The organism is Lutimaribacter degradans (assembly GCF_023703375.1).
Classification (GTDB): Bacteria; Pseudomonadota; Alphaproteobacteria; order Rhodobacterales; family Rhodobacteraceae; genus Lutimaribacter; species Lutimaribacter degradans.
In genome coordinates this window covers 112,992-137,313 of sequence record NZ_JAMQGO010000009.1, presented here as the reverse complement: position 1 = coordinate 137,313, position 24,322 = coordinate 112,992, and the positions used below count along the sequence as shown (strand labels likewise).

Sequence of the window (24,322 nt, the reverse complement as noted above, 5' to 3'; positions counted from 1 at the left end):
CTGGGCGTCGGTCAACCAGAAGAGATCAGACATGTTCACCGCTCGTTTTTCGAACCGTGAATCACGCCGCCTCGCAGAAATCAATGGGTCCTGACCCTAGGTTGTTCAACCCCTGCCCGGGCATGCCCGCCCCGATCTAGAACGCGTTTCGCTGGATACCAAGCGGCTTTTGCCGGAACTTGCTTGCGCTGCAACGGAGGTGGCATTTGCGTGCAAAAGCGCCGGAAAAGCGCGCCACTCAATATTCCGAGAAGGTGAGGTGGCCGGTTTCGACCTTGGTTTGCATGTGCAGTGGCAGAACGCGCTTGCCGCCGCATCGAACTGACCTGTTTCTGCCAAGTTTTGAAAAGATGGCAATCGAATGATGATGCGACGTAAGTTATCCTTTATCTGTCCTGCCCGAAGGACAAACCCGATTCAGGAGATTCATGCCATGCGCGGATTCACGAAACGCTCGATCGTCGCGGCGCTGGCCATTTGCCTGGGCGCCGGCGCCGCCTTCGCCCAGGAAGAGGCACAGGGCGCGCATGTCTCTATCGAGCTGAACGCGCTTGAACCGCTCGATGACGCGTGCCGTATCAGTTTCTTCGTTCAGAATGGGCACGACGTGGATATCACGCAAGCCGTATACGAGGCGGTCCTGTTCGATGCCGAAGGCCGCGTTGACCGGCTGACGCTTTTCGATTTCGGGGTCTTGCCCGCGAACCGCCCGCGCGTGCGGCAGTTCGTGGTGCCGGGGCTGGCCTGCGCCGGATTGGGGCGGCTGCTGATCAACGGTGCCGAGACCTGCGCTGGCAGCGGCTTGCCCGAAGGCGCCTGCAGCCGCGACCTGGAGCTGCGCAGCCGCACGGATGTCGAGGTAATCGGATGATCGTGACACTCCGGGATGCGGTTGTGCAGCTTGCCGAACTGGGCGGGCCCGTCGTTCTGCTTTTGGTAGGACTTTCGGTTGTGGTGCTGACGGTCACAATCTACAAGCTGTGGCAATTCGCGGCGGCGGGCGTTGGTCGGCACAGGGCGTTGCAGGATGCAATCGCGGCCTGGGACGCGGGCGACGGGTCCGCCGCGCGGCAATATCTTGAAACTTCGCGCAGCTACCTTGTGCCGGTTTTCGCCATGGCGCTTGATGGTCCGCAAGATGCCGCGCGGCTCGAGGCCGAGGCCGAGGCCCGGTTTTCCCGCCTGGAAGGCGGGTTTCGCCTGCTCGATTCGGTTGCGCAGTTGGCGCCGCTTCTGGGGCTGTTCGGCACGGTCCTGGGGATGATTTCTGCCTTTCAGGCCCTGCAAGAAGCCGGGGCGCAGGTGGACCCTTCTGTTCTTGCCGGGGGCATATGGGTGGCGCTGCTTACAACCGCGGTGGGTTTGGCTGTTGCCATGCCGACATCGGTTATCCTGAGCTGGTTCGAGGCACGCATGGATGCCGATCGCCTGCTGGCGCAAAAGGGGCTGCGCACGATCCTCGCGCCCAGCCGACGGCATGATGGCAAAGCGGCACAGGCGCAGCCGATTCATGCGTAGGCAGCGGCGCAGGCGCAGGTTGTCGATGACATCACTGATCGATGTCATCTTTCTGTTGCTGCTTTTTTTCATGTTGTCCTCGACCTTCACCCGTTTTGCCGAGGTCGAGCTGGCTTCGGCCGGGGCAGGGGGGGCGACCGCGCCAGACAGGCCGGTGTTCCTGTCGCTTGGGGCAGACAGCCTGCGCCTGAATGGCGCGCCAACCTCGTTGCGGGCGTTGCCCGAGGCACTTGCCGGCCATCGCGATGGTGATGCTGCGTTGGCCGTGCTCATCGCAACCCAAGCGGATGTGACGGCGCAACGCCTGACGGATATTCTGGTTGCCTTGCGACCGCTCAAGAACCTGAGCGTCACGGTATTGGAAGGCTCATGATACCGCGTCGTGCCAGGAAGAACCGCGAGCCCACGATCGCCCTGATCAACATCGTTTTCCTTATGCTGATCTTCTTCCTAGTGGCCGGCACGCTGGCGCCCGCGTTGGAGCGCGACCTGGCATTGGTGCGCACGAAAGGCCTGAACGGAACGGCCCCACCCGACGCGCTGGTCGTGCATGCCGATGGGCGCCTGACGCGCGCCGGTGCGCCAGTGGCCTCGGCCGCGGATTTCCTGGCGGCGCTGCCTGAAGACGCCCGAGACAGCGTGCGCATCGTGCCCGACCGTGACCTGCCCGCACGAAACCTAGTTGCACTTGGTCGTGCCCTGCGCGAGGCGGGGGCAGGCAAGGTTCTGATCGTAACCGAAAGGGGGCTTGAATGATCGGGTCAAACCCCGTGGCCAAATTCGGTGCGCTTGGACTGGCGCTCGCCGCGCACGGGGTGTTGGCGCTTGCCTGGGTCGCGCCTGCGCCGGTCGAGATCGAGGGCGGGGGTGGTGCATCCGAAGTTCGTTTGGGTAGCGCGTTCCAGGACATGGCCGCTGGTACGCTGGCCCCTATGCCGCCCGAAAAAATCGCTGCGGCGCGCCCTGACAAGCAGAGTGCGGAAAGCGCACCGCAACGGTTGACTGCCCAGCCCGCGCGCACCGCCGCCAATCCCTCGCCGCCAAACGTGCTCTCGGCCGCGCCTGCACAGCGGGCCGTTGTTCCAACTGAACCTGTCGACCGCGCGCCCCGCGCCCCGCAAACCTCACCCGAGGCCATAAAGCCCGCCCCGGCGGACGCCGATGCATCGGTGCGCAAGGCAGGTCAACCCGAGGCGCTGCAAGGCACCGAGCCGGACAGTGCGGCAGTCGCAAGATCGTTGCGGCCCAAGCCGCGCAGCGCCACGTTCGAGCGTACGCACCGCACGGCGCCGGAACCACGGCCCCAGGCCAAGCCACGGCCAACACAGCGCGGTAATGCATCGCGCAACGCGCGCGCGGGGACGGAAAGCGGGCAGGCGCAGGCAAAAGCAGCACAAAGCGGCAGCGACGGGCAAGAGCAGGCCAGCGGCAACGCGGCGGCAAGCAATTACCCCGGGCAGGTCATGCGGGCATTGTCTCGGGCCGGCAAGCCCCGGGTCAATGCGCGGGGCTCGGCTGTTGTGGCGTTCACGATTGCCCCGAACGGGCGCCTTGCCTCGGTTTCGCTGGCGCGCAGTTCGGGCTCGTCCGCGCTGGATCAGGCAGCCCTGCGACTGGTGCGTGGCGCCGGGCCATTCCCCAGCCCGCCGGTGGGCGCGCAGCGCAGTTTCTCGATCCAGATCAAGGGGCGGTGAGGGGGCCCGGCGCCAAGTTCTTGGCGCCTGAAGCGATCATGCGCCTGGGCCGCGCAACATTCGTTCGACAAGTTTTTGCACGCGCAGCGCCTCGGCCGGGGTGGCCAGGGCATTGGGTTGAGATGCGATGCATTTTTCCAGCGCGTCCAGTTGCTGTTTCAGACTGTTGGCGCGCGCATCTTCCGGCAGCGAGTTGGCAAGCACGAAGTCGCCACCATCCGAAATCCATTCGACATAGAAATCGGTGATGCGGCGGCTTTGTGCACTGCCCTTGATGGTCAGTTCCTGCCGATCGGGCTGTGCGCCGCCGACGCTGGCAAGGATGCTGACAGGCAGGCCATTCTCGTTTTCCAGCCGCGCCAAAAGATGCGTCTCGCATAGCGCCGGATCATCGGGATATGACGGCTCGGCGCTGACAACATGCAGCGGGCCCAGGAGGCGCTCCGAGAAAAACAGGAAATGCGAGATCACCTCGCGTGTCATGCCGCCCTCGTCGCGAAAGCGCAGCCAGTCGGCCGCCTTTTGCCACGCGCGCGGCCAGGCGGCATAGTTCAGCACGATATCTGCCCCCAGTAACTGGCCCATTTCACCGCTTTGCGCCGCTGCAACCGTGTTGGTCATCGCGGGGCCTGACGCCTGGGTAAAGTTCACTGCAGCGGGCGTGCCATGCTGGGCCAGTTGCGCAACAAGGTCTTCGCTTTCGGCCACGTCGACGCCCAGCGGTTTTTCAAGGAAAACCGCCTTGCCCGCGCTGGCCGCCGCCAAGGCATAGGTCTTGCGCGGGCCGGGCGGGCAGGCAAGATAGACAAGGTCGGCCGCGTCTATTGCGGCCTCGGCCGACGCGACCATGGGGGTGTCTGGGGCCATGTCTTGCGCGGCGGCACAGGCAGCCTTGTCCGGGTCCCACATGGCGGTAAGTTCGTAGCCGGGATGTTGCTGCATCTGGCCAAGAAGGCGCCGCCCCATGATGCCCAAGCCGATGATTGCCGTTCGTATTGCCATGTCTTTCGTCCCCATGTTGCCGGATGCAGGGTTGCCGAATAGAGATGACGCGCGCAAGCCCGGATCGCCGACCTCCGCCGCGCGGCGATGAAAGCTGCGGCAAACCGTGGCAAAAACGAATTGTATACTACTGTATGCTGTAGACGCCGGGCGCGGATTGCACTATGGCGAGGGCAGCAAAGGAAAGGATTGTCCGATGTCCGATCAGAAAACACCCGATATCATCTATACCAAGGTCGACGAGGCGCCGGAACTGGCGTCGGCGTCTCTGTTGCCAATCATCCAGAAGTTCGCCGCAGCTGCCGGTGTCAGCGTCGATACCCGCGACATCAGCCTGGCGGGTCGTATCCTGGCCACCTTCCCCGAGGCATTGTCCGAAGATCAGCGCCAGCCCGACGATCTGGCCTGGCTGGGCGAGTTGGTGAAGCAGCCCCATGCCAACGTGATCAAGCTGCCCAACATATCGGCCTCGGTGCCGCAGCTGGTGGCTGCGGTCAAGGAGTTGCAGAGCCAGGGATATGCCCTGCCCGACTACCCCGAAGTGCCCGCAAACGACGAAGAAAAGGCCGTGCGTGCCAAATATGACGGCATCAAGGGCTCGGCTGTGAACCCCGTCCTGCGCGAGGGCAACAGCGACCGCCGCGCCGCCGCCGCCGTCAAGAAATTTGCCCAGAACAACCCGCATCGGATGGGTGACTGGTCGGCCGACAGCAAGACACGCGTGGCCACGATGCAGGCGGATGATTTCTTTTCGAACGAGAAATCGGCCACGCTGCCCAAGGCAGCAACCGCGAAGATCGTGCTGGAAACCGCCGGTGGCGAAACCGTGTTGAAGGAAGGTGTTTCCTTCCCCGAAGGCACTGTGGTTGATGCCACTTACATGAGCGCGACCGCTCTTGATGCTTTCCTGGCCGAGGAGATCGAAAAGACCAAGGCCGAGGGCACGCTGTTCTCGCTGCACATGAAGGCCACGATGATGAAGGTTTCCGACCCGATCATCTTTGGCCATGCGGTCAAGGAATGGCTTAAGCCGGTGTTCCAGAAGCATGGCCAGAAGATGAAGGAACTGGGTGTGGACCCGAGCTCGGGCATGGGCGACCTGCTGGAACGCGTCAAGGACCAGCCCGAGATCATGGCTGATATCGAGGCCTGCCGCGCGCAGCGCCCGCCGATGTACATGGTCGACAGTGATCGGGGTATCACCAACCTGCACGTACCGTCCGATGTGATCATCGACGCGTCGATGCCCGCGCTGATCCGTGGCGGCGGCAAGGGTTGGGGCCCCGATAACAAGGAACATGACACCAACTGTGTCATTCCCGACAGCTCTTACGCGCCCGTTTATGACGAGGCGATCAAGTTCTTCAAGGAGAACGGCAAGCTGAACCCGGCCACCGCCGGCACCGTGCAGAACCTTGGCCTGATGGCGCAAAAAGCCGAGGAATACGGCAGCCACCCAACGACGTTCGAAATCCCCGAGGGTGGCACGGTCAAGATGATCCTGGATGACGCCACCGTGTTGCACGAGCACAAGGTCGCGGCAGGTGACATCTGGCGCTCGGCCAGCGCGCGCAAGGCGCCGATCGAGGATTGGGTGAACCTGGCGATCGAGCGGCAGAAAGCCACCGGGTATCGCGCGATTTTCTGGTTGGATGAAAACCGCGCGCATGACGCGGAGCTTATCAAATACGTGAAGCCCATTCTCGAAGCCAAGGGCGTGACCGACAAGTTCGAGATCATGGCCCCGCGCGAGGCGACACGCGCCAGCCTGGAAACCATCACCAAGGGTGAAAACACCATCGCGATCACCGGCAACGTGCTGCGCGACTACCTGACTGACCTGTTCCCGATCCTTGAGTTGGCGACTTCGGCCAAGATGCTTTCGATCGTCAAGCTGATGAATGGTGGCGGGTTGTTCGAAACTGGTGCCGGTGGTTCGGCCCCCAAGCACGTTCAGCAATTGGTCGAGGAAAACCACCTGCGTTGGGACAGCCTTGGCGAATTTTGCGCGCTTGGCGAAAGTTTCAAGTTCCTCGCTGACCAGAAGGACAACGCCAAGGCGCGGGTTCTGGGCGAGGCGGTCGAGGCGGCGACGCAAGGTGTTCTGGACAACAACCGCAGCCCCAGCCGCAAGGTTGGCGAGCCCGATAACCGCGACAGCCATTACTGGTTCGCGCGCTACTGGGCCGATGCGCTGGCCGCGCAAGGTGATGATGCCGATCTGGCCGCGCATTTCGCGCCTATCGCCAAGGCGCTGGCAGAGGGTGAGGCTGATATCGTCGCCGAACTGGCCACGGCACAGGGCGCGCCTGCCGATCTGGGCGGCTATTATCACACCGACCCTGCGAAAACGGCTGCTGTCATGCGTCCGTCGAAAACGCTGAACGCGATCATCGGCTGATACGACTAGCCTCCAAAAATGGAAACGCCGCCCAGGTTGAGGCGGCGTTTTTCTTTGATATACGGCCCCTTAGGGGGCTGACCAGCCCTCGCGCTTGCGATCACTGAAGGCAATGAACAGGGGCAGCGCGCACAGCGCCAGGCCGATGGCCGCGGTTTGGAAAAAGCCGATGCCGAATACATCGGTTTCGGGCAGGGCAAAGAACAGTCCGCCAAGGAAAAGCATAACCCGCAGGCCATAGCCCAGCGGCCCTTTGCGGATCGGTCCCACAAGGCTGACATGGCCCTGCAATGCCATCGAGATCATGCCAACCCCGAACAGCGCTGAAACCAGGGCAAGCAAGACCTCGGGCAAGGGGGCTTGTGCCACCAGCGCCGGGTTCAGCACGAAAAAGAATGGCGCGATATAGATGACGCCGCCAAGGCGCATGGCCTCGAACCCGGTCTTGATCGCGTTTTCACCGGCCATGGTAGCAGCGGCAAAGGCTCCCAATGCAACTGGCGGGGTGATAAAGCTGATCATGCCCCAATACAGGATGAACAGATGCACGGCGATCTGGTTGAGCCCGCCCTGCTCAAGCGCGGGCGCCAGCACCACCGCCAAAAAGATATAGGCGGCAGTCACCGTCATGCCCATGCCAAAGATGAAGGCCGTAACTGCCCCCATCAGCAGCAGAACGAACACGTTGTCACCCGCGATGAAGATCAACTCGTTCACAAGCGTCCCGGCCAGGCCGGTTGCGCTGAACGACCCCACGATCAGCCCGACGCCAAGCAGGATGGCCGTCAATTCTGCCAGCCCCTGGCCCACGCCCATGATCATTTCACCAAGCCTCTTTAGCGAAAGACGGCTTTCCGGCAGGATCTGGTTGACCACCAGCAACAGCGCCGTGGCATAGAACGGTGCCGATGTTTCGCGCCGCATGACCAGCAGCATGAAGATTAGCAAGGCGAATACACCGATATAAAGCCACCCCTCGCGCAGGATCTGCCGCATGACCGGCAACTCGGCGCGTGGCAACCCGCGAAGCCCCTTGCGGGCAGAATAGGCGTCGATCTGGGCGAACAGCGCGAAATAGAACAGCAGCGATGGAATGGCCGCCGCGATGGCGATTTCCACGTATGGAACCGACAAGAAAGAGGCCATCACGAATGCCGTGGCCCCCATGATCGGGGGCATCAAAACCCCACCTGTCGAGGCACAGGCCTCGGTCGCCGCGGCCGTGCGGGCCGAGAACCCGGACCGTTTCATCGCCGGAATCGAAACCGCCCCGGTGGTCAGCACATTGGAAATGACCGAGCCCGACATCGAGCCCATGAACCCGCTGGCGAAGATCGACACCTTGGCCGCGCCGCCGCGATACCCGCCCACCAGCGCCAGTGCCAGGTCGTTGAAGAACTTGCCGCCGCCCGTGCGTTGCAAGACCGCGCCGAACAGGATGAATCCGATCACCACGCCGCCGAACGCCTTCATCGGTATCCCGAAAGAGCTTTCGGACGAGTAGACGTGATATGATACGGCTTCACTAAGCGTGCTTTGAAAGCCCGAAAACGGGTCGGGAACGTGGCCCGCGAATGTCGGGTAGAAGGCAAACAGGCATACGATCGTGAACAACATCAACCCACCCGCGCGGCGGGTCGCCTCGAGCACAAGCGCGAAAAAGACATAGGCCACGTATTGCGCGGTTTGGGGTGCGGCATATTCCCAACCTTGCGCAAGGTTCATTTCGGCAGTTTGCGCCAGATAGGCCGTGCTGCCCAGCGACGCCGCCGCAAGCAGCCAATCCAGCCAGATCGGCTGGCCCATCTTGCTGCCGTTGATGCGGAAAACCAGGAACGACACGGCCATGAACAAGCCGCCCAGAATATAAAGGTATCGACCCTCAATCAGAACAAGGCCGCCCACCTGCAGATTGAACAACTGGTTAATGACAAGCAAAATGCCGAAGACCGTTGCAACGATCACTGCCACGCGCGCCGCGTGACCCATGCCCGGATTGCCCGGGGCATCCGTTTCCCGTTCCAGCGCGGATTGATTTGCGCCCATGCCTGCCTCCCCAAACGGTCCGAGTCGGAATATCAAAACGGCCCCGCGCACCCTGTCGCGAGGCCGCCATCTTTTGCAGGTGTTTTAGAAGACCACCGAGAAACCGCCCGCTTCAAGCGCGGCACGGCGCTTTTCGGCCCATGCTTCCTCCCAGTTGTCCGGGCCTTCGGCTTTCAGCTCTTCCCAAGCGGCTTGAAGGGCGGCCTGGCGCGCGATCAGGTTGTCGTTATGCGCTTGTGCTTCGTCGTTCCACAGGCCCGCCTCGGTGTAATAGCGAATGGCGCCTTCGTGGTAGGGAACGACCCAGGTCATGTCTTGCTTGTCCAGGGCCCAGCCGTTGATGCCGGGCGCCTTGCCGGCATAGGCATCGTAGAGTTCGACCATGGCCTTGGTCATGTTATAGGCCAGATCGGCTTCTGTCTCGTCGGTGCCGACCAGGACCGGATAGGCATAGCCGGCCCCCTGGTAGCCATCGGTGCCGTCGATCGTGGCGCCGACAACGGCCTTGTTGGGGTTAAAGAAGGGCGCGATGGATTGCATCCGCTCAAGACCTTCGGTGTTGTCAGGGTCGATGGGCGGCCAGAACAGGCCGCGCGGGCCGGTCTCGGCCTCGTAGGCAAAGCCCGAGTTGGTCGAAGCGAATGCCGCGTCCACTTGGCCTTCGATCAGGCCCTTCCACGAAGCGCCGAAGCCGCCGAAATCGACACGTTCAACGTCGTCCCAAGTCAGGCCGCCATAGGCCAGATATGCCTCGGTGTTGACGTTCAGTGCCGGCGCGCCCACGACCCATGCAACGCGCTTGCCCTTGAGATCTGAAAACTCTTCGATCCCCAGGTCATCGGCTACGCCGACGGCCAGGTTGATCGCGCCGCCGTTGTTGGCCATCAAAACCCGAATGGGCTGCGGTCCCCAGTTTTCGGCGCCGAACTGGAACGCGCCTTCCTGGGCCATGAAACTGCCGCCAACGCCTGTGGCCGAAAACTGTACGCGCCCCTGGCGTAGCGGTTCTGTGCGGCTCACGTCGTTTTTGCCCGGCAGGACGCGCAGGTTCACGCCCGTCGCATCTTGCAGCGCGGCACCGATGGCGACCGCCTGGTTATACCCGGCCGAGCCCGTGTCATATGCTGTCCATGACATCTGCCTGGGCAGTTCAGCCGTTGTCGATTGCGCTGTCGCGGTGCCCGCGACGATTGTTGTCGCGCCAGCAACTGCCAGCACTTTCAAAAGACTGTTCATAGTCTCCTCCCCTTGGTTGGTCATTCTCGCGGAGTGCTTGACCCCGTTTGAATTGCCCCGCAGTTTGTCTGCGGAATTTGTTTTCGCTATGCGATAGTCCGTCACATGGCGCAAAAGTCAAGGGAGGCAAGAATGGAACAGGCAACGACACGCGCAGCAGACCATATGGCAAAGGTTTTGGCCGCGCTTGGGGCAGACAGGATGTTCTGTGTGCCTGGCGAATCATACTTGTCTTTCCTTGACGCGCTCCATGACCAGTCGGCGATCGAAACGGTTGTGTGCCGCCACGAAGGCGGGGCAGCGATGATGGCCGTGGCTGACGCCAAGTTGACGGGCCGCCCGGGCCTATTGGCGGTCAGCAGGGGGCCGGGGGCGACAAATGCGTCGATCGGGCTGCATCTGGCGGATCAGGACGCCGTACCGTTGGTTTGCCTGATCGGGCAGGTCGCCCGTTTTGAGCGCGGGCGGGGCGCGTTTCAAGAAGTCGATTATACGCAAATGTTCGGCGGGATTGCCAAGGGCGTATGGGAGGTGACGGAGGGCACGAAACTGGCCGAAACCGTTGCGCGCGCCTGGGCGTTGGCGCTTTCCGGCACGCCAGGTCCGGTGGTCATCGCCCTGCCCGAAGACATGCTTTCCGACACCGTGGACGACGCCGCGCTACCTGCCCCGGTGCGGGTGCCGCGCGCCGCGCCCGCGCCGCAGGATGTAACCCGCGCGGCCGAATTGCTAAAGGGCGCCGAGCGCCCGCTTGTCATCGCGGGGAGCCGGCTGGACAGTCAGGCGGGGCGCCGCGCGCTGGCCGCCCTGGCAAAAGCGCATGGCATTCCGGTGGCGTTGACCTTCAAGCATCAAGAGATTTTCGACAACGGGTCGCCGCTCTATGCGGGGCACCTTGGGTTCAAGATCCCGGCGCCCTTGGTCAAGACCCTGCAAAAAGCCGATCTTATCCTCGCCATCGGCACCCGCATGGGCGACACGCCCAGCCAGGGGTACCGGTTGCCCAAGGCGCCAAGGCCCGACCAGCCCTTTGTTCACGTCTGGCCCGACGCGGATGTTCTGGGGCAGGTGTTCGAAACCGATCTTCCGGTGGCGGCCGACCCGGCGCTGTTCTGTGATGCGCTTACCGCGCTACCTTCTGACGCGCCACCCGCGCGTGCCGATTGGGCCGCAGAGGTGAACGCGATGGCCCGCAAGATTGCCGCCTTCGACGCCACCGACCAGCATGACGGGCTGAATTTCGGGGCGGTTGCGGCCGAACTGGCAAGGCAGGCACCGCGCGACAGCATCGTTGTCACGGATTCCGGCAATTTCTCGGGCTGGGTCCACCTGACTTGGCCCTGGGATGGCACGCAGCAGGCGATTGGTGCCGCGGGCGGGGCCATGGGGCTGGGCGTGCCGGGGGCGGTTGCGGCCGCGTTGCGCCATCCCGACAAGACGGTTCTGGGCTTTGCCGGGGATGGCGGTCTCTTGATGACCGGGAACGAGCTGGCCACGGCAATGGCCAAGGGTGCCAAGCCCAAGATCGTGGTTTCGGACAATGGCACCTATGGTACGATCCGCCTGCACCAGGAGCGCGACCACCCTAATCGCGTGTCGGGCACCGACCTGGTGAACCCGGATTTCACGGCTTGGGCCGAGGCGTTCGGGTTGCGCGGTTTCAGGATCGGGGCGGGTGATGACATTGCCGGTATCGTCGCCGATTTCCTTGCCCATGACGGGCCCGCGCTGCTTTCCGTGCGCTCCAGCGCCGAGGCAATTTCGGCCTATGTCACGATCTCGGGGTTGCACGCGCGCATGGCCAAAAGCTGAAGGTCTCAAGCGGGTCCGGTTTCGCGGCAAAGCCTGCGCCGTAAATTTTCAGGGGCATCACGGTGGAAACCGGATGCCCCTTTTTTTCCGGCCCGGCCTACTGTTGCGACGTGGCCGGCACGCGGGCTGGCTTGAGGCGCATCACATCAACGAAGGCAGGTACAGCACCAGTGACGGTATCGCCAAAAGCAGCGCCAGCCGGAGGATGTCCATCAGCCAGAAAGGTGTCACGCCCTTGAAAATCGTGCCGGTCGAAACGTCGCCAACCACGCCCTTCAAGACAAACACGTTCAGGCCGACCGGGGGTGTGATCAGGCTGATCTCGGTGACGACCACGACGATGATGCCGAACCACACCGGATCAAAGCCAAGCCCTGTCACCAGTGGGAAGAATATCGGGACGGTCAGCAGCAGCATCGAAAGGCTTTCGAATACACAGCCCAGGATGATGTAGATCAGAAGGATCACCGCCATCACCATCCAGGGTGACAGCCCGAGGTTCTCGACCATGGTGCGCAGTGCCTCGGGCAGGCCGGCGATGTTGACGAAGTTCGAAAAGATCCAAGCCCCGATCAGCACCGCGAAAAGCGACGCGGTGGTCATGGTTGTTTCCGACAGCACTTCGCGGAAATCGGCAAAGGACAGGCTGCGGCGGGCCAGCGCGATCAGGAACGCGCCCATGGCGCCCATGCCGGCAGCCTCGGTCGGCGAGAATGTCAGGTGGATAGGCCAGAAATCCAGGATACCGTAGAGCCCCCCGATAACAAGGCCGAACAGTAGCAAGACCGCCCAGACGCCCTTTATGGCTTTCCAGCGCCCTGCCCAGTCGGTGCGCAATCCGGCGGGCCCGGCCTTGGGGTCGCGTGCGACGGTAATTCGCACGGCGATCAGGTAGAACAGGATGCCCAACGCGCCGGGAATGATCCCGGCGATGAACAACTGTCCGATAGAGGTTTCCGTCAGGATGCCATAGATCACCAGGATCACACTTGGCGGGATCAGGATACCCAGCGTCCCCCCCGCAGCGATCGACGCCGTCGACAGCCCATCGGAATAGCCGAATTTGCGCATTTCGGGCATCGCGACCTTCGACATCGTCGCTGCCGTTGCCAGCGATGACCCCGAGATCGCGGCAAACCCGCCGCAGGCGCAGATCGTGGCCATGGCCAGCCCGCCGCGCATATGGCCCAAAAAGGCATTGGACACGGCGTAAAGCTCGCGGCTGATGCCGCCCTTGTTGACGAATAGCCCCATGAGGATGAAGAGCGGGACCACCGAAAGGCCATAATCCTGGCTGGTGTCGATGATCAGCCGTCCTGCCATGGAAACCGCGCCGCGCCAGCTTGTTTCGATCATGTAGCCGACAAGCCCGACCAGCCCCATCGCAAAAGCGATGGGCACGCGCACCAACACCAGCACAAGAACGGCGGCAAACCCGATAAGGGATTCAGTCATTTCGGATCAATCCCAGCTTGGAAGGGGCAAATAGGATCACGGCGCCACGCAAGATGAACACCAGTGCCGTGGCAAAGCTCATGATCGCGATGAACCACCCGATATAGAATGTGGGGATGTTCAGATACTCGGTCTCGTCGCCATAGCTGCGCGCGCGCTCGGCCAGGTCGATGACCCGTTCTGCGGGAAAATACAGCATTATCCCACAGGCCAGGTTCACCAGGCCGTCAAGGATACGTCCAAGGCGCAGGCGCGCGAAAAGCGGGTCGAGCAGATCGACCGAGATGTGTTGGCCGCGCGCCGATAGCAGCGGCAGGGCCGAAAACACGACCACGGCAATCGCGATACGGGTCAGTTCGGTCGCGGCCTCGATGGGCGCGTTGAAAGCCGAACGCAGGATCACATCGCAAAACGTCAGCACCATCAACGCGAAAAGCGAGATCGACGCGACGAACATGGGAAGGACCGCGGCCAGCTGGGCAAGGCGTGTCAGCAATGTCATGCAGGCAGACCGGAGTTGCGGGAAAGGGCCGCCCGGGCGGCCCTTTCGCAGGGGTTTACATCGACGATTCTTTCGCCATCTCGGCCGTGACCATCTCGTACGCGGCTTGCGCGTCGATGCCGGCTTCGGCGATCTCGGCCAGGATCTTTTCGCGCACCTTCGCGGCCATTTCCGCGAATTTCGCCTGATCCTCTTCCGATGCCTGCACGATGGTATTGTCGCCGGCTTCCTCGGTCGCCTTGCGGGCGCGAACGTCGGACTCGTCCCACGCCTTGCCCATCATGCGGCTGAACGGTTCGCCGAATACGTTCTCTTCAAGCGCCTTTTGCGCGGCTTCGGGCAGGCTGTCGAAACGCTCCTGGCTCATCAGCACGGCGAACGACCCACGATAAAGACCGCCGGGCATTTCGTAGACGTTCTTTGCCACCTCGTTCAGCTTGAAGCTGATCCGCTCACCCATGTTCATGGCCACGGCATCGGCCGCGCCACTGTCGAGCGTTTCATATACCTTGGGCGCGGGTACCTGGATGCCCACCAGGCCAAGCTCGGCGCCGACATCGGCGGAAACGCCGCCACCCAGGCGGGTTTTCAGGCCGTTCAGGTCATCAAGTGACTGAACCGCTTGGTTGGAGTGGATTTGGCCCGGACCGTGGGTGGAAAGACCGATCAGCTTGACACCGCGATGTTCGTCCAACTCTGAAAGATGCGCCTCGTGCACACGCCAATAGGCGACAGATGCAGCCTCGGCATTGCCTTCGTATCCCGGCAGTTCGATCAGCTTGGTGCCTACAAAGCGGCCGGGCTGGTAGCCGTGAAAGATGACAGTCATGTCTGCCGCGCCGTCCATCACCAGGTCCATCTGGGCGGGCGGCGGGGCCAGGCCCATCTTGACTTCGCCGGTGACCTCGCCGCCGGTGGCCTCTTCCATCATGTCGACCAGCCCTTCCAGCATATCGACATTGATCGGATGGCTTGGCGGCAGCCAGCTCGAGATGATCAGGTTTTCCTTGGCGTGGCCTGCAGTGGCGGCCGCAATCGCAATTGCGGCGCTGGCCATGATCCGTGTGAACTTCATGTTAGTTCCTCCCGTTTTTCGCCGTTACCTTGTGTTCGGCGATTATATGCAATTTCATATATCCACAGAATCACTGGCTTGTGAACCTGTATTCTGCAAAGCTGACCATACGGTCGGTTTTTGTGTCAAGAAAATGATGCGCTGCGTAACCAGAGGAGAGTAGACGACATGCCAGCACAGGAGATCACCGCCAAGCAAGCCCGGTCCTTCGATCTGGCCGCGCCGCCGGCGGGATTTGTCGATGACCCGTTCCCTTGGTACGATGCACTTTTGACGCACGCGCCGGTTCTGCCCCAGCCTGACGGTTCCATCCTGGTCAGCCGGCATGCCGACCTTGAGAGGATCTACAAGGACACGACGCTCTATTCTTCGGATAAAAAGGTGGCTTTTGCACCAAAATTCGGTGCGGGCAGCCCGCTTTATGAGCATCACACCACGTCCCTGGTGTTCAGCGACCCGCCGTTGCACACGCGTGTGCGCAAGATCATGACCTCGGCGCTGACGCCGAGGGCCATCGCGCGGATGGAGCCGGGGCTGGTGAACACGGTCGATCATCTGCTGGACCGGATGGCGGGCAAGGCAAATGTGGACTTGATCGAGGATTTCGCCAGCTCCATCCCTATCCAGATCATCGGCAACTTGCTGGACGTACCGATGGAAGAACGCGGACCGCTGCGCGATTGGTCTCTGGCCATCCTGGGCGCGCTGGAGCCGACGCTGACCGACGACCAGTTGAAGCGCGGCCATGACAGTGTGACCGAGTTCAAGGCATATCTGGTAGATCTGGTTGCCCGCCGTCGCGCCAACCCGGGCGACCCGGAAACCGACGTTTTGACCCGCCTGATCCGCGGTGAAGGCGCCGATGGACAGTTGAGCGAGATCGAACTTTTGCAAAACTGCATTTTCATCCTGAACGCGGGGCACGAAACCACGACCAACCTTATCGGCAACGGGCTGGCATTGCTGAATGACCATCCCGATCAAAGGGCACGGCTGCTGGAACAACCCGACCTGATCAATCCTGCGATCGAAGAATTCCTGCGCTATGCCTCTCCCAACCAACTGGGGAACCGAGAAACCACGCAGGATATCGAGATCGACGGGGTGCCCGCGCCCAAGGGTACAAATTTGCACCTCGTGATCGGGGCGGCCAACCGTGACCCTGCGATGTTCGATGAACCGGGCCATTTCGACATCTCGCGCAAGCCCAACCGTCACCTTGCCTTTGCGGGCGGGCCGCATGTCTGCGTTGGCCTAACGCTGGCGCGGCTGGAAGGGCGGATCGCCATCGGCCGTCTTCTTGACCGGTTTCCGGGGTATCGCTTGACCGACGGGCGCGAGCTGGGCGGGCGGATGCGGTTCCGTGGCTATGCGAAACTGCCCGCGGTGATGGGCTGACTGTCAGGCTGTGCTATCGTTCTCCAACACATCCAGCAGCGTGATCAGTGCCTGTTTCAGCCGCGCGGCATCGCCGCCTTCCAACTTGCTCAGCAACCCTGTCTCGTGCTGGCGCGCATCGGCCACCAATTGTTGCGAAAGGTCGCGCCCGGACTTTGTCAGCCACACGCGCACTCGGCGCCGGTCTGCCTTGTCGCCTTGCCGGGTGACAAGGCCGCGCTCCTCCATCTGAATGATGATCTTGGTCAGGCGCGATTGTTCGATCAGCGAAATGAGCGCCAGCCGCGTGATCATCTCGCCATCGCGATCATGCAGCCAGGCCAGAACCCGCCACTCTGGCACGCGCAATCCAGCCTTTCGAACATGGGCGTGGAACTGCGCGCTGGCGGCCTCGGATGCGGCTGCCAGCAGGTACAGCAGGTAGGATGATACGAATCCCTCGGTTCCGTCGCGCTGTTGATCGTCGGGTATATCGTGGTCTGCTTGCATCGGCGTCCCCTGTTGCGGCCCTTGGAAAAGCCGGGAAAGTCCCGAAAAGTCAACGAAAAAGACCTTGGTGCGTCCCTGAAGAAAACTCTTGACCGCAATTATATGAATTTTCATACTTATTGCCAAGGGAGACGCTACAATGACGAAACGACCGCTGCGCGTTGTGAAAAAACGTGCTTTGACCGACCGGATCACCGAGTTCACCCTGGCAGATCCACAAGGTCAGGCGCTGCCCGGCTGGACGGCTGGCGCGCATATCCGTGTCGATGTCGCGGATGGTGACCGGGCCTATTCGTTGATCGCCTGGGATGATGCGCGGGACGCGCCCAAACATTACACGATCGCCGTTCAGCGCGAAGATGGCGGCGCCGGCGGCTCGCGCCACATGCACGGGCTGGCCGAAGGCGGCGAGGTGCAGGCGTTTGCGCCGAAATGCGATTTTCCGGTGATTCCGGGTGAGCCCGCCGTGCTGTTGGCCGGGGGAATCGGGATCACGCCGATGATCTCGATGGCGGCCGCGCTGAAGGCGCAGGGTGTCGAAGCGACGCTGCATTACACCGGGCGCAGCCGTGGCGCTATGGCCTATTGCGACGATTTGTTGGACCTGATGGGCGATGCGGTGCACATCCATTGTGATGATGAGGCCAGCGCGCTTGACCTGGATCGCGTGGTCGACAGCCTGGGTGATCGGCATCTTTATATTTGCGGCCCAAAGGGCCTTATGGATGCCACGCGCTCGCGCGCCGAGGCGGCCGGCATTCCCATCGATCGCGTCCATGTCGAGCTGTTCGACAATGGCAGCGCCGGTCGAGATGACGATGCGGCTTTCGAGGTCGAGCTGGCATCGACCGGCGAGGTTTTCACTATCCCGCCCGGAAAATCCATCATCGAGGTGCTGGAAGAGGGCGGGCACGACCTGATCTATGATTGCCAGCGCGGCGATTGCGGAATCTGCCAGGCCGAGGTGATTTCGGGCGAGCCCGACCACCGTGACGTGGTGCTGTCGGATGCCGAGAAATCCGGGGGCAAGCTCATGCAAATCTGCGTCAGCCGCGCGAAATCCGCCCGGCTGGTTCTGGACCTGTAAGGGAGGACGAGATGGGACGCTATACCGACAACCGCGAGGCCGTTGCCGCGCTGGTACGCGGGCGCGAGGTGCACCGCGATGTCTATATCGACGACGAGGTGTTCCGGCTGGAGATGAAGCACCTGTTTGCCAACACCTGGGTTTTCGTTGGGCATGACAGCCAAACCCCGAACAAGGGGGATTATTTCACCACGCAAGTTGGCGATCAGCCGGTGATCATGGTTCGCCATACCGATAACGAGATCAAGGTTCTGTACAATCGCTGCCCCCACAAGGGCACCAAGATCGCGATCGACCGGACCGGAAACACTGGCAAGTTCTTTCGCTGCCCCTATCATGCGTGGTCATTCAAGACCGATGGTTGCCTTTTGGCGATTCCGTTGAAAAAGGGTTACGAGGGCACCGGGCTGGACCAGTCCGAGGGAAGCCGAGGCATGAAAGCGGTAGGGGCGGTGAAAAATTATCGCGGCTTCGTTTTCGCGCGGTTGGCCGAGGAGGGCATTTCGTTCGAGGAATTTTTCGGCAATGCGCTGTCTTCGCTCGATAACATGGTTGATCGTTCTCCGGCCGGCCGGCTTGAGGTTGCGGGCCCGCCGCTACGCTACATGCATCGGTGCAACTGGAAAATGTTGGTCGAGAACCAGACCGACACCTGTCACCCGATGGTGGCCCATGAAAGCAGCGCGGGCACGGCAGTGCAGATCTGGAACGAGCTTGGCTATACCGAGGATGATCCCAAGCCCCCGGCGATGGAAATAATCGCGCCCTTCATGTCGCCCTATGAATTCTTTGAAAACATGGGGATACGCACCTGGCCCAACGGGCATGGGCATACCGGCGTGAATCACTCGATCCACTCGAATTACTCGGCCATACCGGGATATTTCGAGGCGCTTTGCGATGCCTATGGCAAGCAAAAGGCCAAGGCGATCCTTGATGAGAACCGGCACAACACGGTCTATTTTCCAAATATCATGATCAAGGGTCCGATCCAGCAGCTGCGCGTGTTCATTCCGCTGGCTGCCGACAAGACGCTGGTTGAAAGCTATATCTACCGGCTTGTCGATGCGCCCGATGAACTAACCGCGCGCACGGCCATGTATAACCGCATGATCAACGCGCCCACGTCGATCGTCGGCCATGATGACCTGGAAATGTACGAGCGCGCGCAAGAGGGGCTGCATGCGGATGGCCTTGAATGGGTCAACGTTCAACGGCTGTACGAAGAAGACGAGGATTTCGACGAAGAGCGCGTCGAGAATGGCACCACCGAGCGCCAGATGCGCAACCAGTTTCACGCCTGGGTCAAGTTCATGACCGTCAGCATGAATGAAAAGGAGGCGGCAGAATGAGCATCAAACGCGATGACCTGGTTGACTTCGTCTATGCCGAGGCGCGGATGCTGGACGAAGGCCGCTATGACGAGTGGCTGGAGCTTTGGCTGCCCGACGGACATTACTGGATGCCGCTGGATTGGAAGCAAACCGATCCGCTGCACGTCACGTCGTTTTTGTTCGAAGACATGTTCATGCTTAAACTTCGTGTCGAGCGCCTGAACGGTGCACGTACCTTTTCCCAGAAACCCAAAAGCCGGTGCCACCACGTGATCCAGCGCCCGTTCGTCGACGAGATGAACGACGAGGCGGGCCGCTATGTCACCAATACCAACATGCATTACGTGGAAACCCGCCAGGACGAACAATTTCTTTTGGCGCTGACCGCGACGCATGAGCTGAAGCTGGTCGATGGCAGGCTGCGCATCGCGAACAAGCGGGTGGATTTGCTGAATTGCGATGCAGCCTTTGGCAATATCCAGTTGCTGCCATGATCGCGGCAGAATGTCCGAGCGTGCACGCCGCTTTTGCTGCCAGCGCATCGCGGTGGCCGGATCGTGATTTGCTGATGGTTCTGCCGGAAACGGCGGAAGTTTACGGGATAACGGCAGAAAACATACAGTATCGCATGGTGGCGAAGCGTGTCGATACCATCGCTGCCAGTCTTCTGGCTGCGGGGTACGGTGCCGGGCACCGGGTGATGGTGCTATTGGAAAACCGGCCTGCATTTTTCATTTGGTTCCTGGCGCTTAACAAGATCGGTGCTTCGATCGTGCCCGTGAACCCCGATCTGCGGTCGACCGAATTGAACTATATGATCGGCCATGCAGAACCCGCCCTGGCCGTGTCGACACCGAACCGCGTCGACGAACTGTCCGATGCGGCCCAGGCCGCGGGCGTCAACATGCCTGTCGTCACGCTCGATGATGTCCCGCCCGCCCCGCGCGACGGCGCGCATCTGGCGCAGGGCAATGGGCTCAAGGCCGAGGCCGCGATGCTATATACCAGCGGCACCACCGGACAGCCAAAGGGCTGCGTGCTGCCGAATGAATACTTCCTGATGGCAGGGCGCTGGTATGCCGAGGCCGGCGGGTTGTGCGCGCTGTCGGCGGATGGTGAACGGATGATAACGCCGCTGCCGATATTCCATATGAACGCGATGGCCTATTCATTGATGTCGATGATTGCCGTGGGTGGGTGCCTCACCGTGCTCGACAGGTTCCATCCGCGCACATGGTGGCAGTCGGTGCGCGATAGCGGAGCCACCTGCCTGCACTATCTTGGCGTCATGCCATCCATGCTGATGGGGTTGCCGGAAAGCGCTCAGGACAAGAACCATACGGTAAAGTTCGGTTTTGGCGCAGGGGTCGACCCGAAATTGCACGTATCGTTCGAGGAACGGTTCGGTTTTCCACTGGTGGAAGCATGGGCAATGACGGAAACCGGCGCGGGCGCGGTGATCTGCGCCAACGATCTGCCGCGCCGGGTAGGTGAAAGCTGTCTGGGCAAACCGGGGCCGGAATTGGAAGTCCGAATTGTCGATGACGCGGGGCAGGACACGGCCGGCGCACCGGGCGAGTTGCTGGTGCGTCACGCGGGCAATGACCCGAAACGGGGATTTTTCGCGGAATACTACAAGAACCCAGAGGCCACCGCCGAGGCTTGGGCAGGCGGTTGGTTTCATACCGGCGATATCGTGCGTCAAGACACCGATGGCGCGATGTTCTTTGTCGATCGCAAGAAGAACGTGATCCGCCGATCGGGTGAAAATATCGCCGCGGTCGAGGTGGAGTCGGTGCTGATGCGCCACCCGGCCATTCGTCACGCTGCCGTGGCCGCAGTGCCCGATCCGGTGCGAGGGGACGAGGTGTTCGCCTGCCTTGTGGTGGACGCCCCCACCGCCGCGCTGGCCGACGAGATAACGCGCTGGTGCCTGACGCAACTCGCCTATTACAAGGCACCCGGTTATATAGCCTTCGTCGAAGAGCTGCCGTTGACCGCAACGCAGAAAATTCAACGAGGACAGTTGAAAACAATGGCCGCCGAGCTGCTGGGCAAGCCCGGCACGCATGACCTGCGACACCTGAAAAAGCGGAACGCGGCATGAGCACCCCTTACGACGGAGTGGTTCTGACATGCCCGATAACGGTGCCCTATGTGCGCTATTCCAATGAAACCGCGCATTGGTGGATCGCGCGGGCCCTGCGCGGGGCGTTGCAGGCCGCCGACCTTTCTCCGCGCGACATCGACGGGCTATCGGTAAGTTCTTTCACGTTGTTTCCAGATACGCCGGTCGGCCTGACCCAGCACCTGGGCCTGTCGCTGCGCTATCTCGACACGATCCCGATGGGCGGTGCCAGCGGCGTGGTGGCCGCGCGCAGGGCTGCGCGCGCGGTGCAGGCGGGCGATGTCGATATCGTGGCCTGCGTCGCGGGTGATGCCAACCGGATCGACAGTTTTCGTAACCTTCTCAGTGCCTTCTCTCGGTTCTCTCTGGACGCGTCTTACCCTTACGGGTTCGGCGGGCCCAACGCGACATTCGCTTTGATAATGGACGCCTACATGGCCGAGTACGGCGCCACGCGCGATGATTTCGGTCGCATTGCCGTGGCCCAACGCGCCAATGCCCTGCGCAACCCGCAGGCATTGATGAAAAAACCGCTGACGCTTGAGGCGTATCTGAACGCTCGCATGATTTCCGACCCGGTGGGCCTGTTCGACTGTGTCATGTCCTGCGCCGGCTCCGAGGCGTTCCTTGTCATGCGCGAGGATGAGGCCATTCGCCGCAACCTGCCCTTTGCCCGCCTTCGTGGTAGTATCGAGGCGCATAACGCCTTTCCCGATGACCCCGTGCAGTTGCGCGGTGGCTGGGCGCGGGATATCGACGCGCTGTACTATCAGGCCGGATGCGGTCCGGCCGATATAGACCTGCTGCAAACCTACGATGACTATCCTGTGATCTCGATGATGCAGATCGAGGATCTGGGTTTCTGTGACAAGGGCGATGCAGCGGCCTTTGTGCGCGACCATGACCTGACGATTGACGGCGATTTCCCGCACAACACCAGCGGTGGGCAACTTTCGGCGGGCCAGGCCGGGGCCGCGGGGGGGTACCTCGGGTTCGTCGAGGCGATCCGGCAGGTCACCGGGCAGGCTGGCCCGACGCAGGTCGCCGATGCCCGCCTGGCCATGGTGTCCGGCTTTGGCATGGTCAATTATGATCGCGGCGTTTGCTCTGCCGTTGGTATTCTGGAGGGCGTTGAATGACGTTGGACCGCCCGAAAAAGAAAAACCCGCAAATACGAACGCGGGTGCCTACACTGCCGCCCGGTGCGCGGTCGCGCGCGGCGCTGGGCATGGCTGTCATGGCGGCCCAAGGGAAATTCGCGTTGCAGCATTGCGACGAATGCGGCGCGGTGCAGTATCCCCCACGCGAAGCCTGTGCCGCGTGTCTGTCGTCCGCGCTTTCGTGGAAAGGTACGGAGCCGTACGGTAAGCTCTTGGCCGAAACGCGTATTCAGGCCTCGCCCGACCCATATTTCCGCGAACGCCTGCCATGGCGCATGGGCAGCGTGCGGTTGGAGGCCGGGCCGGTCGTGCTGGCCCATCTGGTCGGCGTGGGACGAGGGGACCGCGTTAAGATGGAATTGCGTCTGGACCGCGCCGGTCAGGGCGTGATGGTGGCGCGCCCCGTTGAAAGGAGCGAGGACATGGAAGACGACCCCGTGCTGCGCGCGATGGGCACGCACCCCAAGCACCGCCGCATCCTGATTTCCGACGCCACGCAGCCAGTGGCGCGCCCGTTGATCGACGCGCTGATGGCAGCCGGCGCCGACCATGTGTTTGCCGGTATCCCCGAGATGTGGCGCCGACCGCCTGGAATGGCAGCAGTCGAAGGGCTGGAGAATGTCAGCCTTGTTCCGCTTGACGTGACCGACCAGCAAGGCCTCAAGGATGCCGCCAGCGAAATCGGCGGCAAGGTCGACATCCTGATCAACACTGCCCGCCATATCCGCCCCGGCGGCGTGATGGGCCATGACACCACCGCCGCACGTGACGAGATGGAGGTAAACGCCCTTGGCCTGATGCGCCTGGCGCAGGCCTTTGGTCCTGCTATGGCCGGGCGCACGGCGGATGGTGTAAACGCTTCGGCTGCGCTGATTACCATCCTGTCTGCACATGCCCTGTCGCCAGATCCGGCTTTTGGCGCGTTCAACGCGTCGCAGGCGGCGGCACGGTCTGTGGTGCAGACCCTGCGGGCTGAATTCGCGGGCGCGGGCCTGCGTGTCATGGCCGTTTACACGGGCCCAACCGATGATGAATGGCACCAACCCTTGCCGCCGCCCAAGGTCGCGCCCAAGGCGCTGGCGCGCGCCATTGTCGAGGGGCTGCAGCTTGGGCACGAAGAGGTTTTTTGCGGCGACGTGGCGCGCGACCTTGCCGAACGGTGGCAACAGAACCCCGCATTGCTGGAACGCGAAATAACCGGGGGTGGCGCATGAGTATTCTTGAGCAACTTAGCATGGCCCTTGCGGGCGACGAGCTGGAAGTGGTCGATCTGACTCACGCGCTCGACCCAGATTTCCCGGTCATGGTCTTGCCCCCCGAATTCGGCCAATGCGCCCGGTTCCGCATGGAAGAGGTCAGCGCCTATGACCATCGCGGCCCGGCATGGAAGTGGCATAACCTTACGCTGAACGAACACACCGGCACGCATTTCGACGCGCCAATTCACTGGGTGTCGGGGCGCGACTGGCCGAACGGTGCGGTGGACGAAATCCCGGCCGAACACCTGATCGGCCCGGTTTGCGTTATCGATTGTTCAGCCGGTGCCACGCTGGACGACGATTTCGAACTGACGCCGGCCATCATCGAAGCATGGGAGCGCGCGCATGGCGAGATTCCGGCCGGGGCATGGGTGCTGATGCGCACCGATTGGTCGCGGCGCAAGGGGGCAGAGTACCTGAACATGGCCGAAGATGGCCCACATAGCCCCGGCCCCACTCCCGATGCGATTCGCCTGCTGCTGAGCCGCGACATTCGCGGCTTTGGCACCGAATGCGTGGGCACGGATGCGGGGCAGGGCGCGCATTACGACCCGCCTTATCCCGCGCATTTCCTGCTGCATGGCGCGGGAAAATACGGGCTGCAATGCCTGTGCAACCTTGATCGGCTTCCGCCAACCGGCGCGGTGCTGATTGCCCCACCACTCAAGATCAGGGGCGGCACCGGCAGTCCCTTGCGCGTTCTGGCGCTTGTTCCGAAAGGGTGAC

The 24,322-nt window shown here is 62.0% G+C and carries 22 protein-coding genes; 15 read left to right on the top strand and 7 right to left on the bottom strand.

Annotation, left to right across the window (positions count from 1 at the left end):
* Positions 1 to 433 precede the first annotated feature (433 nt).
* From M8744_RS13575 to M8744_RS13555, 5 genes are read left to right on the top strand one after another with little or no spacing between them, the layout of a single operon-like run.
* Complete coding sequence (locus M8744_RS13575) at positions 434 to 871, top strand: hypothetical protein (RefSeq protein ID WP_251418670.1); 438 nt, start codon at positions 434 to 436, stop codon at positions 869 to 871.
* Positions 868 to 1,518: a MotA/TolQ/ExbB proton channel family protein gene (locus M8744_RS13570; protein WP_251418668.1), complete on the top strand. Its 651-nt coding sequence runs from the start codon at positions 868 to 870 to the stop codon at positions 1,516 to 1,518. The genes M8744_RS13575 and M8744_RS13570 overlap by 4 nt, the downstream gene beginning before the upstream one ends.
* Entirely contained in the window at positions 1,478 to 1,891 is a 414-nt protein-coding gene (locus tag M8744_RS13565; RefSeq protein WP_353049795.1) for an ExbD/TolR family protein, read from the top strand. The genes M8744_RS13570 and M8744_RS13565 overlap by 41 nt, the downstream gene beginning before the upstream one ends.
* The gene (locus M8744_RS13560) at positions 1,888 to 2,274 is read left to right on the top strand and encodes an ExbD/TolR family protein (protein ID WP_251418664.1); all 387 of its coding nucleotides are present in this window, start codon (positions 1,888 to 1,890) and stop codon (positions 2,272 to 2,274) included. The genes M8744_RS13565 and M8744_RS13560 overlap by 4 nt, the downstream gene beginning before the upstream one ends.
* Positions 2,271 to 3,212: a TonB family protein gene (locus tag M8744_RS13555; protein ID WP_251418662.1), complete on the top strand. Its 942-nt coding sequence runs from the start codon at positions 2,271 to 2,273 to the stop codon at positions 3,210 to 3,212. The genes M8744_RS13560 and M8744_RS13555 overlap by 4 nt, the downstream gene beginning before the upstream one ends.
* Before the next feature lie 36 nt (positions 3,213 to 3,248).
* Here the strand turns inward: M8744_RS13555 and M8744_RS13550 are convergent, their stop codons facing one another.
* The gene (locus tag M8744_RS13550; RefSeq protein WP_251418660.1) at positions 3,249 to 4,214 is read right to left on the bottom strand and encodes a Gfo/Idh/MocA family protein; all 966 of its coding nucleotides are present in this window, start codon (positions 4,212 to 4,214) and stop codon (positions 3,249 to 3,251) included.
* A gap of 196 nt (positions 4,215 to 4,410) precedes the next feature.
* Between M8744_RS13550 and M8744_RS13545 the strand changes: the two genes are divergently transcribed.
* Complete coding sequence (locus M8744_RS13545) at positions 4,411 to 6,615, top strand: NADP-dependent isocitrate dehydrogenase (protein ID WP_251418658.1); 2,205 nt, start codon at positions 4,411 to 4,413, stop codon at positions 6,613 to 6,615.
* A gap of 69 nt (positions 6,616 to 6,684) precedes the next feature.
* On the opposite strand, the gene M8744_RS13540 is transcribed toward M8744_RS13545, so the two are convergent.
* Both M8744_RS13540 and M8744_RS13535 read right to left on the bottom strand, forming a co-directional pair.
* Positions 6,685 to 8,661: a TRAP transporter permease gene (locus tag M8744_RS13540; RefSeq protein WP_251418656.1), complete on the bottom strand. Its 1,977-nt coding sequence runs from the start codon at positions 8,659 to 8,661 to the stop codon at positions 6,685 to 6,687.
* An 84-nt stretch (positions 8,662 to 8,745) separates the two neighbouring features.
* Complete coding sequence (locus M8744_RS13535; protein WP_251418654.1) at positions 8,746 to 9,897, bottom strand: TAXI family TRAP transporter solute-binding subunit; 1,152 nt, start codon at positions 9,895 to 9,897, stop codon at positions 8,746 to 8,748.
* Between the two features lie 132 nt (positions 9,898 to 10,029).
* Here M8744_RS13535 and M8744_RS13530 point away from each other — a divergent pair, with 132 nt between their 5' ends.
* On the top strand, positions 10,030 to 11,709 hold the full coding sequence (locus M8744_RS13530) for a thiamine pyrophosphate-dependent enzyme (protein WP_251418651.1): 1,680 nt from the start codon (positions 10,030 to 10,032) through the stop codon (positions 11,707 to 11,709).
* Positions 11,710 to 11,850: 141 nt separating this feature from the next.
* Here M8744_RS13530 and M8744_RS13525 read toward each other — a convergent pair whose 3' ends face one another.
* From M8744_RS13525 to M8744_RS13515, 3 genes are read right to left on the bottom strand one after another with little or no spacing between them, the layout of a single operon-like run.
* Positions 11,851 to 13,164 (bottom strand): TRAP transporter large permease, encoded by a 1,314-nt coding sequence (locus M8744_RS13525; protein WP_251418649.1) that lies wholly within the window; start codon positions 13,162 to 13,164, stop codon positions 11,851 to 11,853.
* Complete coding sequence (locus M8744_RS13520) at positions 13,157 to 13,666, bottom strand: TRAP transporter small permease (protein WP_251418647.1); 510 nt, start codon at positions 13,664 to 13,666, stop codon at positions 13,157 to 13,159. Before M8744_RS13520 ends, M8744_RS13525 begins: the two co-directional genes overlap by 8 nt.
* A gap of 55 nt (positions 13,667 to 13,721) precedes the next feature.
* Positions 13,722 to 14,741 carry a TRAP transporter substrate-binding protein gene (locus M8744_RS13515; protein ID WP_251418645.1) on the bottom strand — a complete coding sequence of 340 codons (1,020 nt, stop codon included), beginning with the start codon at positions 14,739 to 14,741 and terminating at the stop codon, positions 13,722 to 13,724.
* 168 nt (positions 14,742 to 14,909) lie between these two features.
* Between M8744_RS13515 and M8744_RS13510 the strand changes: the two genes are divergently transcribed.
* Positions 14,910 to 16,139, top strand: coding sequence for a cytochrome P450 (locus M8744_RS13510; RefSeq protein ID WP_251418643.1), 1,230 nt, complete (start codon positions 14,910 to 14,912; stop codon positions 16,137 to 16,139).
* Between the two features lie 3 nt (positions 16,140 to 16,142).
* On the opposite strand, the gene M8744_RS13505 is transcribed toward M8744_RS13510, so the two are convergent.
* Entirely contained in the window at positions 16,143 to 16,628 is a 486-nt protein-coding gene (locus M8744_RS13505) for a MarR family winged helix-turn-helix transcriptional regulator (protein ID WP_251418641.1), read from the bottom strand.
* 139 nt (positions 16,629 to 16,767) lie between these two features.
* Between M8744_RS13505 and M8744_RS13500 the strand changes: the two genes are divergently transcribed.
* The 7 genes from M8744_RS13500 to M8744_RS13470 are packed head-to-tail and all read left to right on the top strand — an operon-like array spanning position 16,768 to position 24,321.
* Complete coding sequence (locus tag M8744_RS13500) at positions 16,768 to 17,715, top strand: PDR/VanB family oxidoreductase (RefSeq protein WP_251418639.1); 948 nt, start codon at positions 16,768 to 16,770, stop codon at positions 17,713 to 17,715.
* Positions 17,716 to 17,726: 11 nt separating this feature from the next.
* Complete coding sequence (locus tag M8744_RS13495; RefSeq protein ID WP_251418637.1) at positions 17,727 to 19,067, top strand: aromatic ring-hydroxylating dioxygenase subunit alpha; 1,341 nt, start codon at positions 17,727 to 17,729, stop codon at positions 19,065 to 19,067.
* A complete protein-coding gene (locus M8744_RS13490) occupies positions 19,064 to 19,543 on the top strand; it encodes an aromatic-ring-hydroxylating dioxygenase subunit beta (RefSeq protein WP_251418635.1) in 480 nt (159 codons plus the stop codon). The genes M8744_RS13495 and M8744_RS13490 overlap by 4 nt, the downstream gene beginning before the upstream one ends.
* Positions 19,540 to 21,156: an AMP-binding protein gene (locus tag M8744_RS13485; protein WP_251418633.1), complete on the top strand. Its 1,617-nt coding sequence runs from the start codon at positions 19,540 to 19,542 to the stop codon at positions 21,154 to 21,156. Before M8744_RS13490 ends, M8744_RS13485 begins: the two co-directional genes overlap by 4 nt.
* Positions 21,153 to 22,316, top strand: coding sequence for a thiolase family protein (locus tag M8744_RS13480; protein ID WP_251418631.1), 1,164 nt, complete (start codon positions 21,153 to 21,155; stop codon positions 22,314 to 22,316). Before M8744_RS13485 ends, M8744_RS13480 begins: the two co-directional genes overlap by 4 nt.
* Complete coding sequence (locus M8744_RS13475) at positions 22,313 to 23,551, top strand: SDR family NAD(P)-dependent oxidoreductase (protein ID WP_251418629.1); 1,239 nt, start codon at positions 22,313 to 22,315, stop codon at positions 23,549 to 23,551. The genes M8744_RS13480 and M8744_RS13475 overlap by 4 nt, the downstream gene beginning before the upstream one ends.
* Entirely contained in the window at positions 23,548 to 24,321 is a 774-nt protein-coding gene (locus tag M8744_RS13470) for a cyclase family protein (protein ID WP_251418627.1), read from the top strand. Before M8744_RS13475 ends, M8744_RS13470 begins: the two co-directional genes overlap by 4 nt.
* The last annotated feature ends 1 nt before the right edge of the window (position 24,322 follow it).

Coding starts and splice junctions, on each gene's coding strand:
- M8744_RS13485 (WP_251418633.1), top strand. CDS start 19,540: ATGATCGCGGCAGAATGTCCGAGCGTGCACGCCGCTTTTGCTGCCAGC.
- M8744_RS13560 (WP_251418664.1), top strand. CDS start 1,888: ATGATACCGCGTCGTGCCAGGAAGAACCGCGAGCCCACGATCGCCCTG.
- M8744_RS13515 (WP_251418645.1), bottom strand. CDS start 14,741: ATGAAGTTCACACGGATCATGGCCAGCGCCGCAATTGCGATTGCGGCC.
- M8744_RS13545 (WP_251418658.1), top strand. CDS start 4,411: ATGTCCGATCAGAAAACACCCGATATCATCTATACCAAGGTCGACGAG.
- M8744_RS13505 (WP_251418641.1), bottom strand. CDS start 16,628: ATGCAAGCAGACCACGATATACCCGACGATCAACAGCGCGACGGAACC.
- M8744_RS13500 (WP_251418639.1), top strand. CDS start 16,768: ATGACGAAACGACCGCTGCGCGTTGTGAAAAAACGTGCTTTGACCGAC.
- M8744_RS13570 (WP_251418668.1), top strand. CDS start 868: ATGATCGTGACACTCCGGGATGCGGTTGTGCAGCTTGCCGAACTGGGC.
- M8744_RS13480 (WP_251418631.1), top strand. CDS start 21,153: ATGAGCACCCCTTACGACGGAGTGGTTCTGACATGCCCGATAACGGTG.
- M8744_RS13540 (WP_251418656.1), bottom strand. CDS start 8,661: ATGGGCGCAAATCAATCCGCGCTGGAACGGGAAACGGATGCCCCGGGC.
- M8744_RS13535 (WP_251418654.1), bottom strand. CDS start 9,897: ATGAACAGTCTTTTGAAAGTGCTGGCAGTTGCTGGCGCGACAACAATC.
- M8744_RS13550 (WP_251418660.1), bottom strand. CDS start 4,214: ATGGCAATACGAACGGCAATCATCGGCTTGGGCATCATGGGGCGGCGC.
- M8744_RS13525 (WP_251418649.1), bottom strand. CDS start 13,164: ATGACTGAATCCCTTATCGGGTTTGCCGCCGTTCTTGTGCTGGTGTTG.
- M8744_RS13530 (WP_251418651.1), top strand. CDS start 10,030: ATGGAACAGGCAACGACACGCGCAGCAGACCATATGGCAAAGGTTTTG.
- M8744_RS13470 (WP_251418627.1), top strand. CDS start 23,548: ATGAGTATTCTTGAGCAACTTAGCATGGCCCTTGCGGGCGACGAGCTG.
- M8744_RS13475 (WP_251418629.1), top strand. CDS start 22,313: ATGACGTTGGACCGCCCGAAAAAGAAAAACCCGCAAATACGAACGCGG.
- M8744_RS13565 (WP_353049795.1), top strand. CDS start 1,478: ATGATGGCAAAGCGGCACAGGCGCAGCCGATTCATGCGTAGGCAGCGG.
- M8744_RS13575 (WP_251418670.1), top strand. CDS start 434: ATGCGCGGATTCACGAAACGCTCGATCGTCGCGGCGCTGGCCATTTGC.
- M8744_RS13495 (WP_251418637.1), top strand. CDS start 17,727: ATGGGACGCTATACCGACAACCGCGAGGCCGTTGCCGCGCTGGTACGC.
- M8744_RS13510 (WP_251418643.1), top strand. CDS start 14,910: ATGCCAGCACAGGAGATCACCGCCAAGCAAGCCCGGTCCTTCGATCTG.
- M8744_RS13520 (WP_251418647.1), bottom strand. CDS start 13,666: ATGACATTGCTGACACGCCTTGCCCAGCTGGCCGCGGTCCTTCCCATG.
- M8744_RS13555 (WP_251418662.1), top strand. CDS start 2,271: ATGATCGGGTCAAACCCCGTGGCCAAATTCGGTGCGCTTGGACTGGCG.
- M8744_RS13490 (WP_251418635.1), top strand. CDS start 19,064: ATGAGCATCAAACGCGATGACCTGGTTGACTTCGTCTATGCCGAGGCG.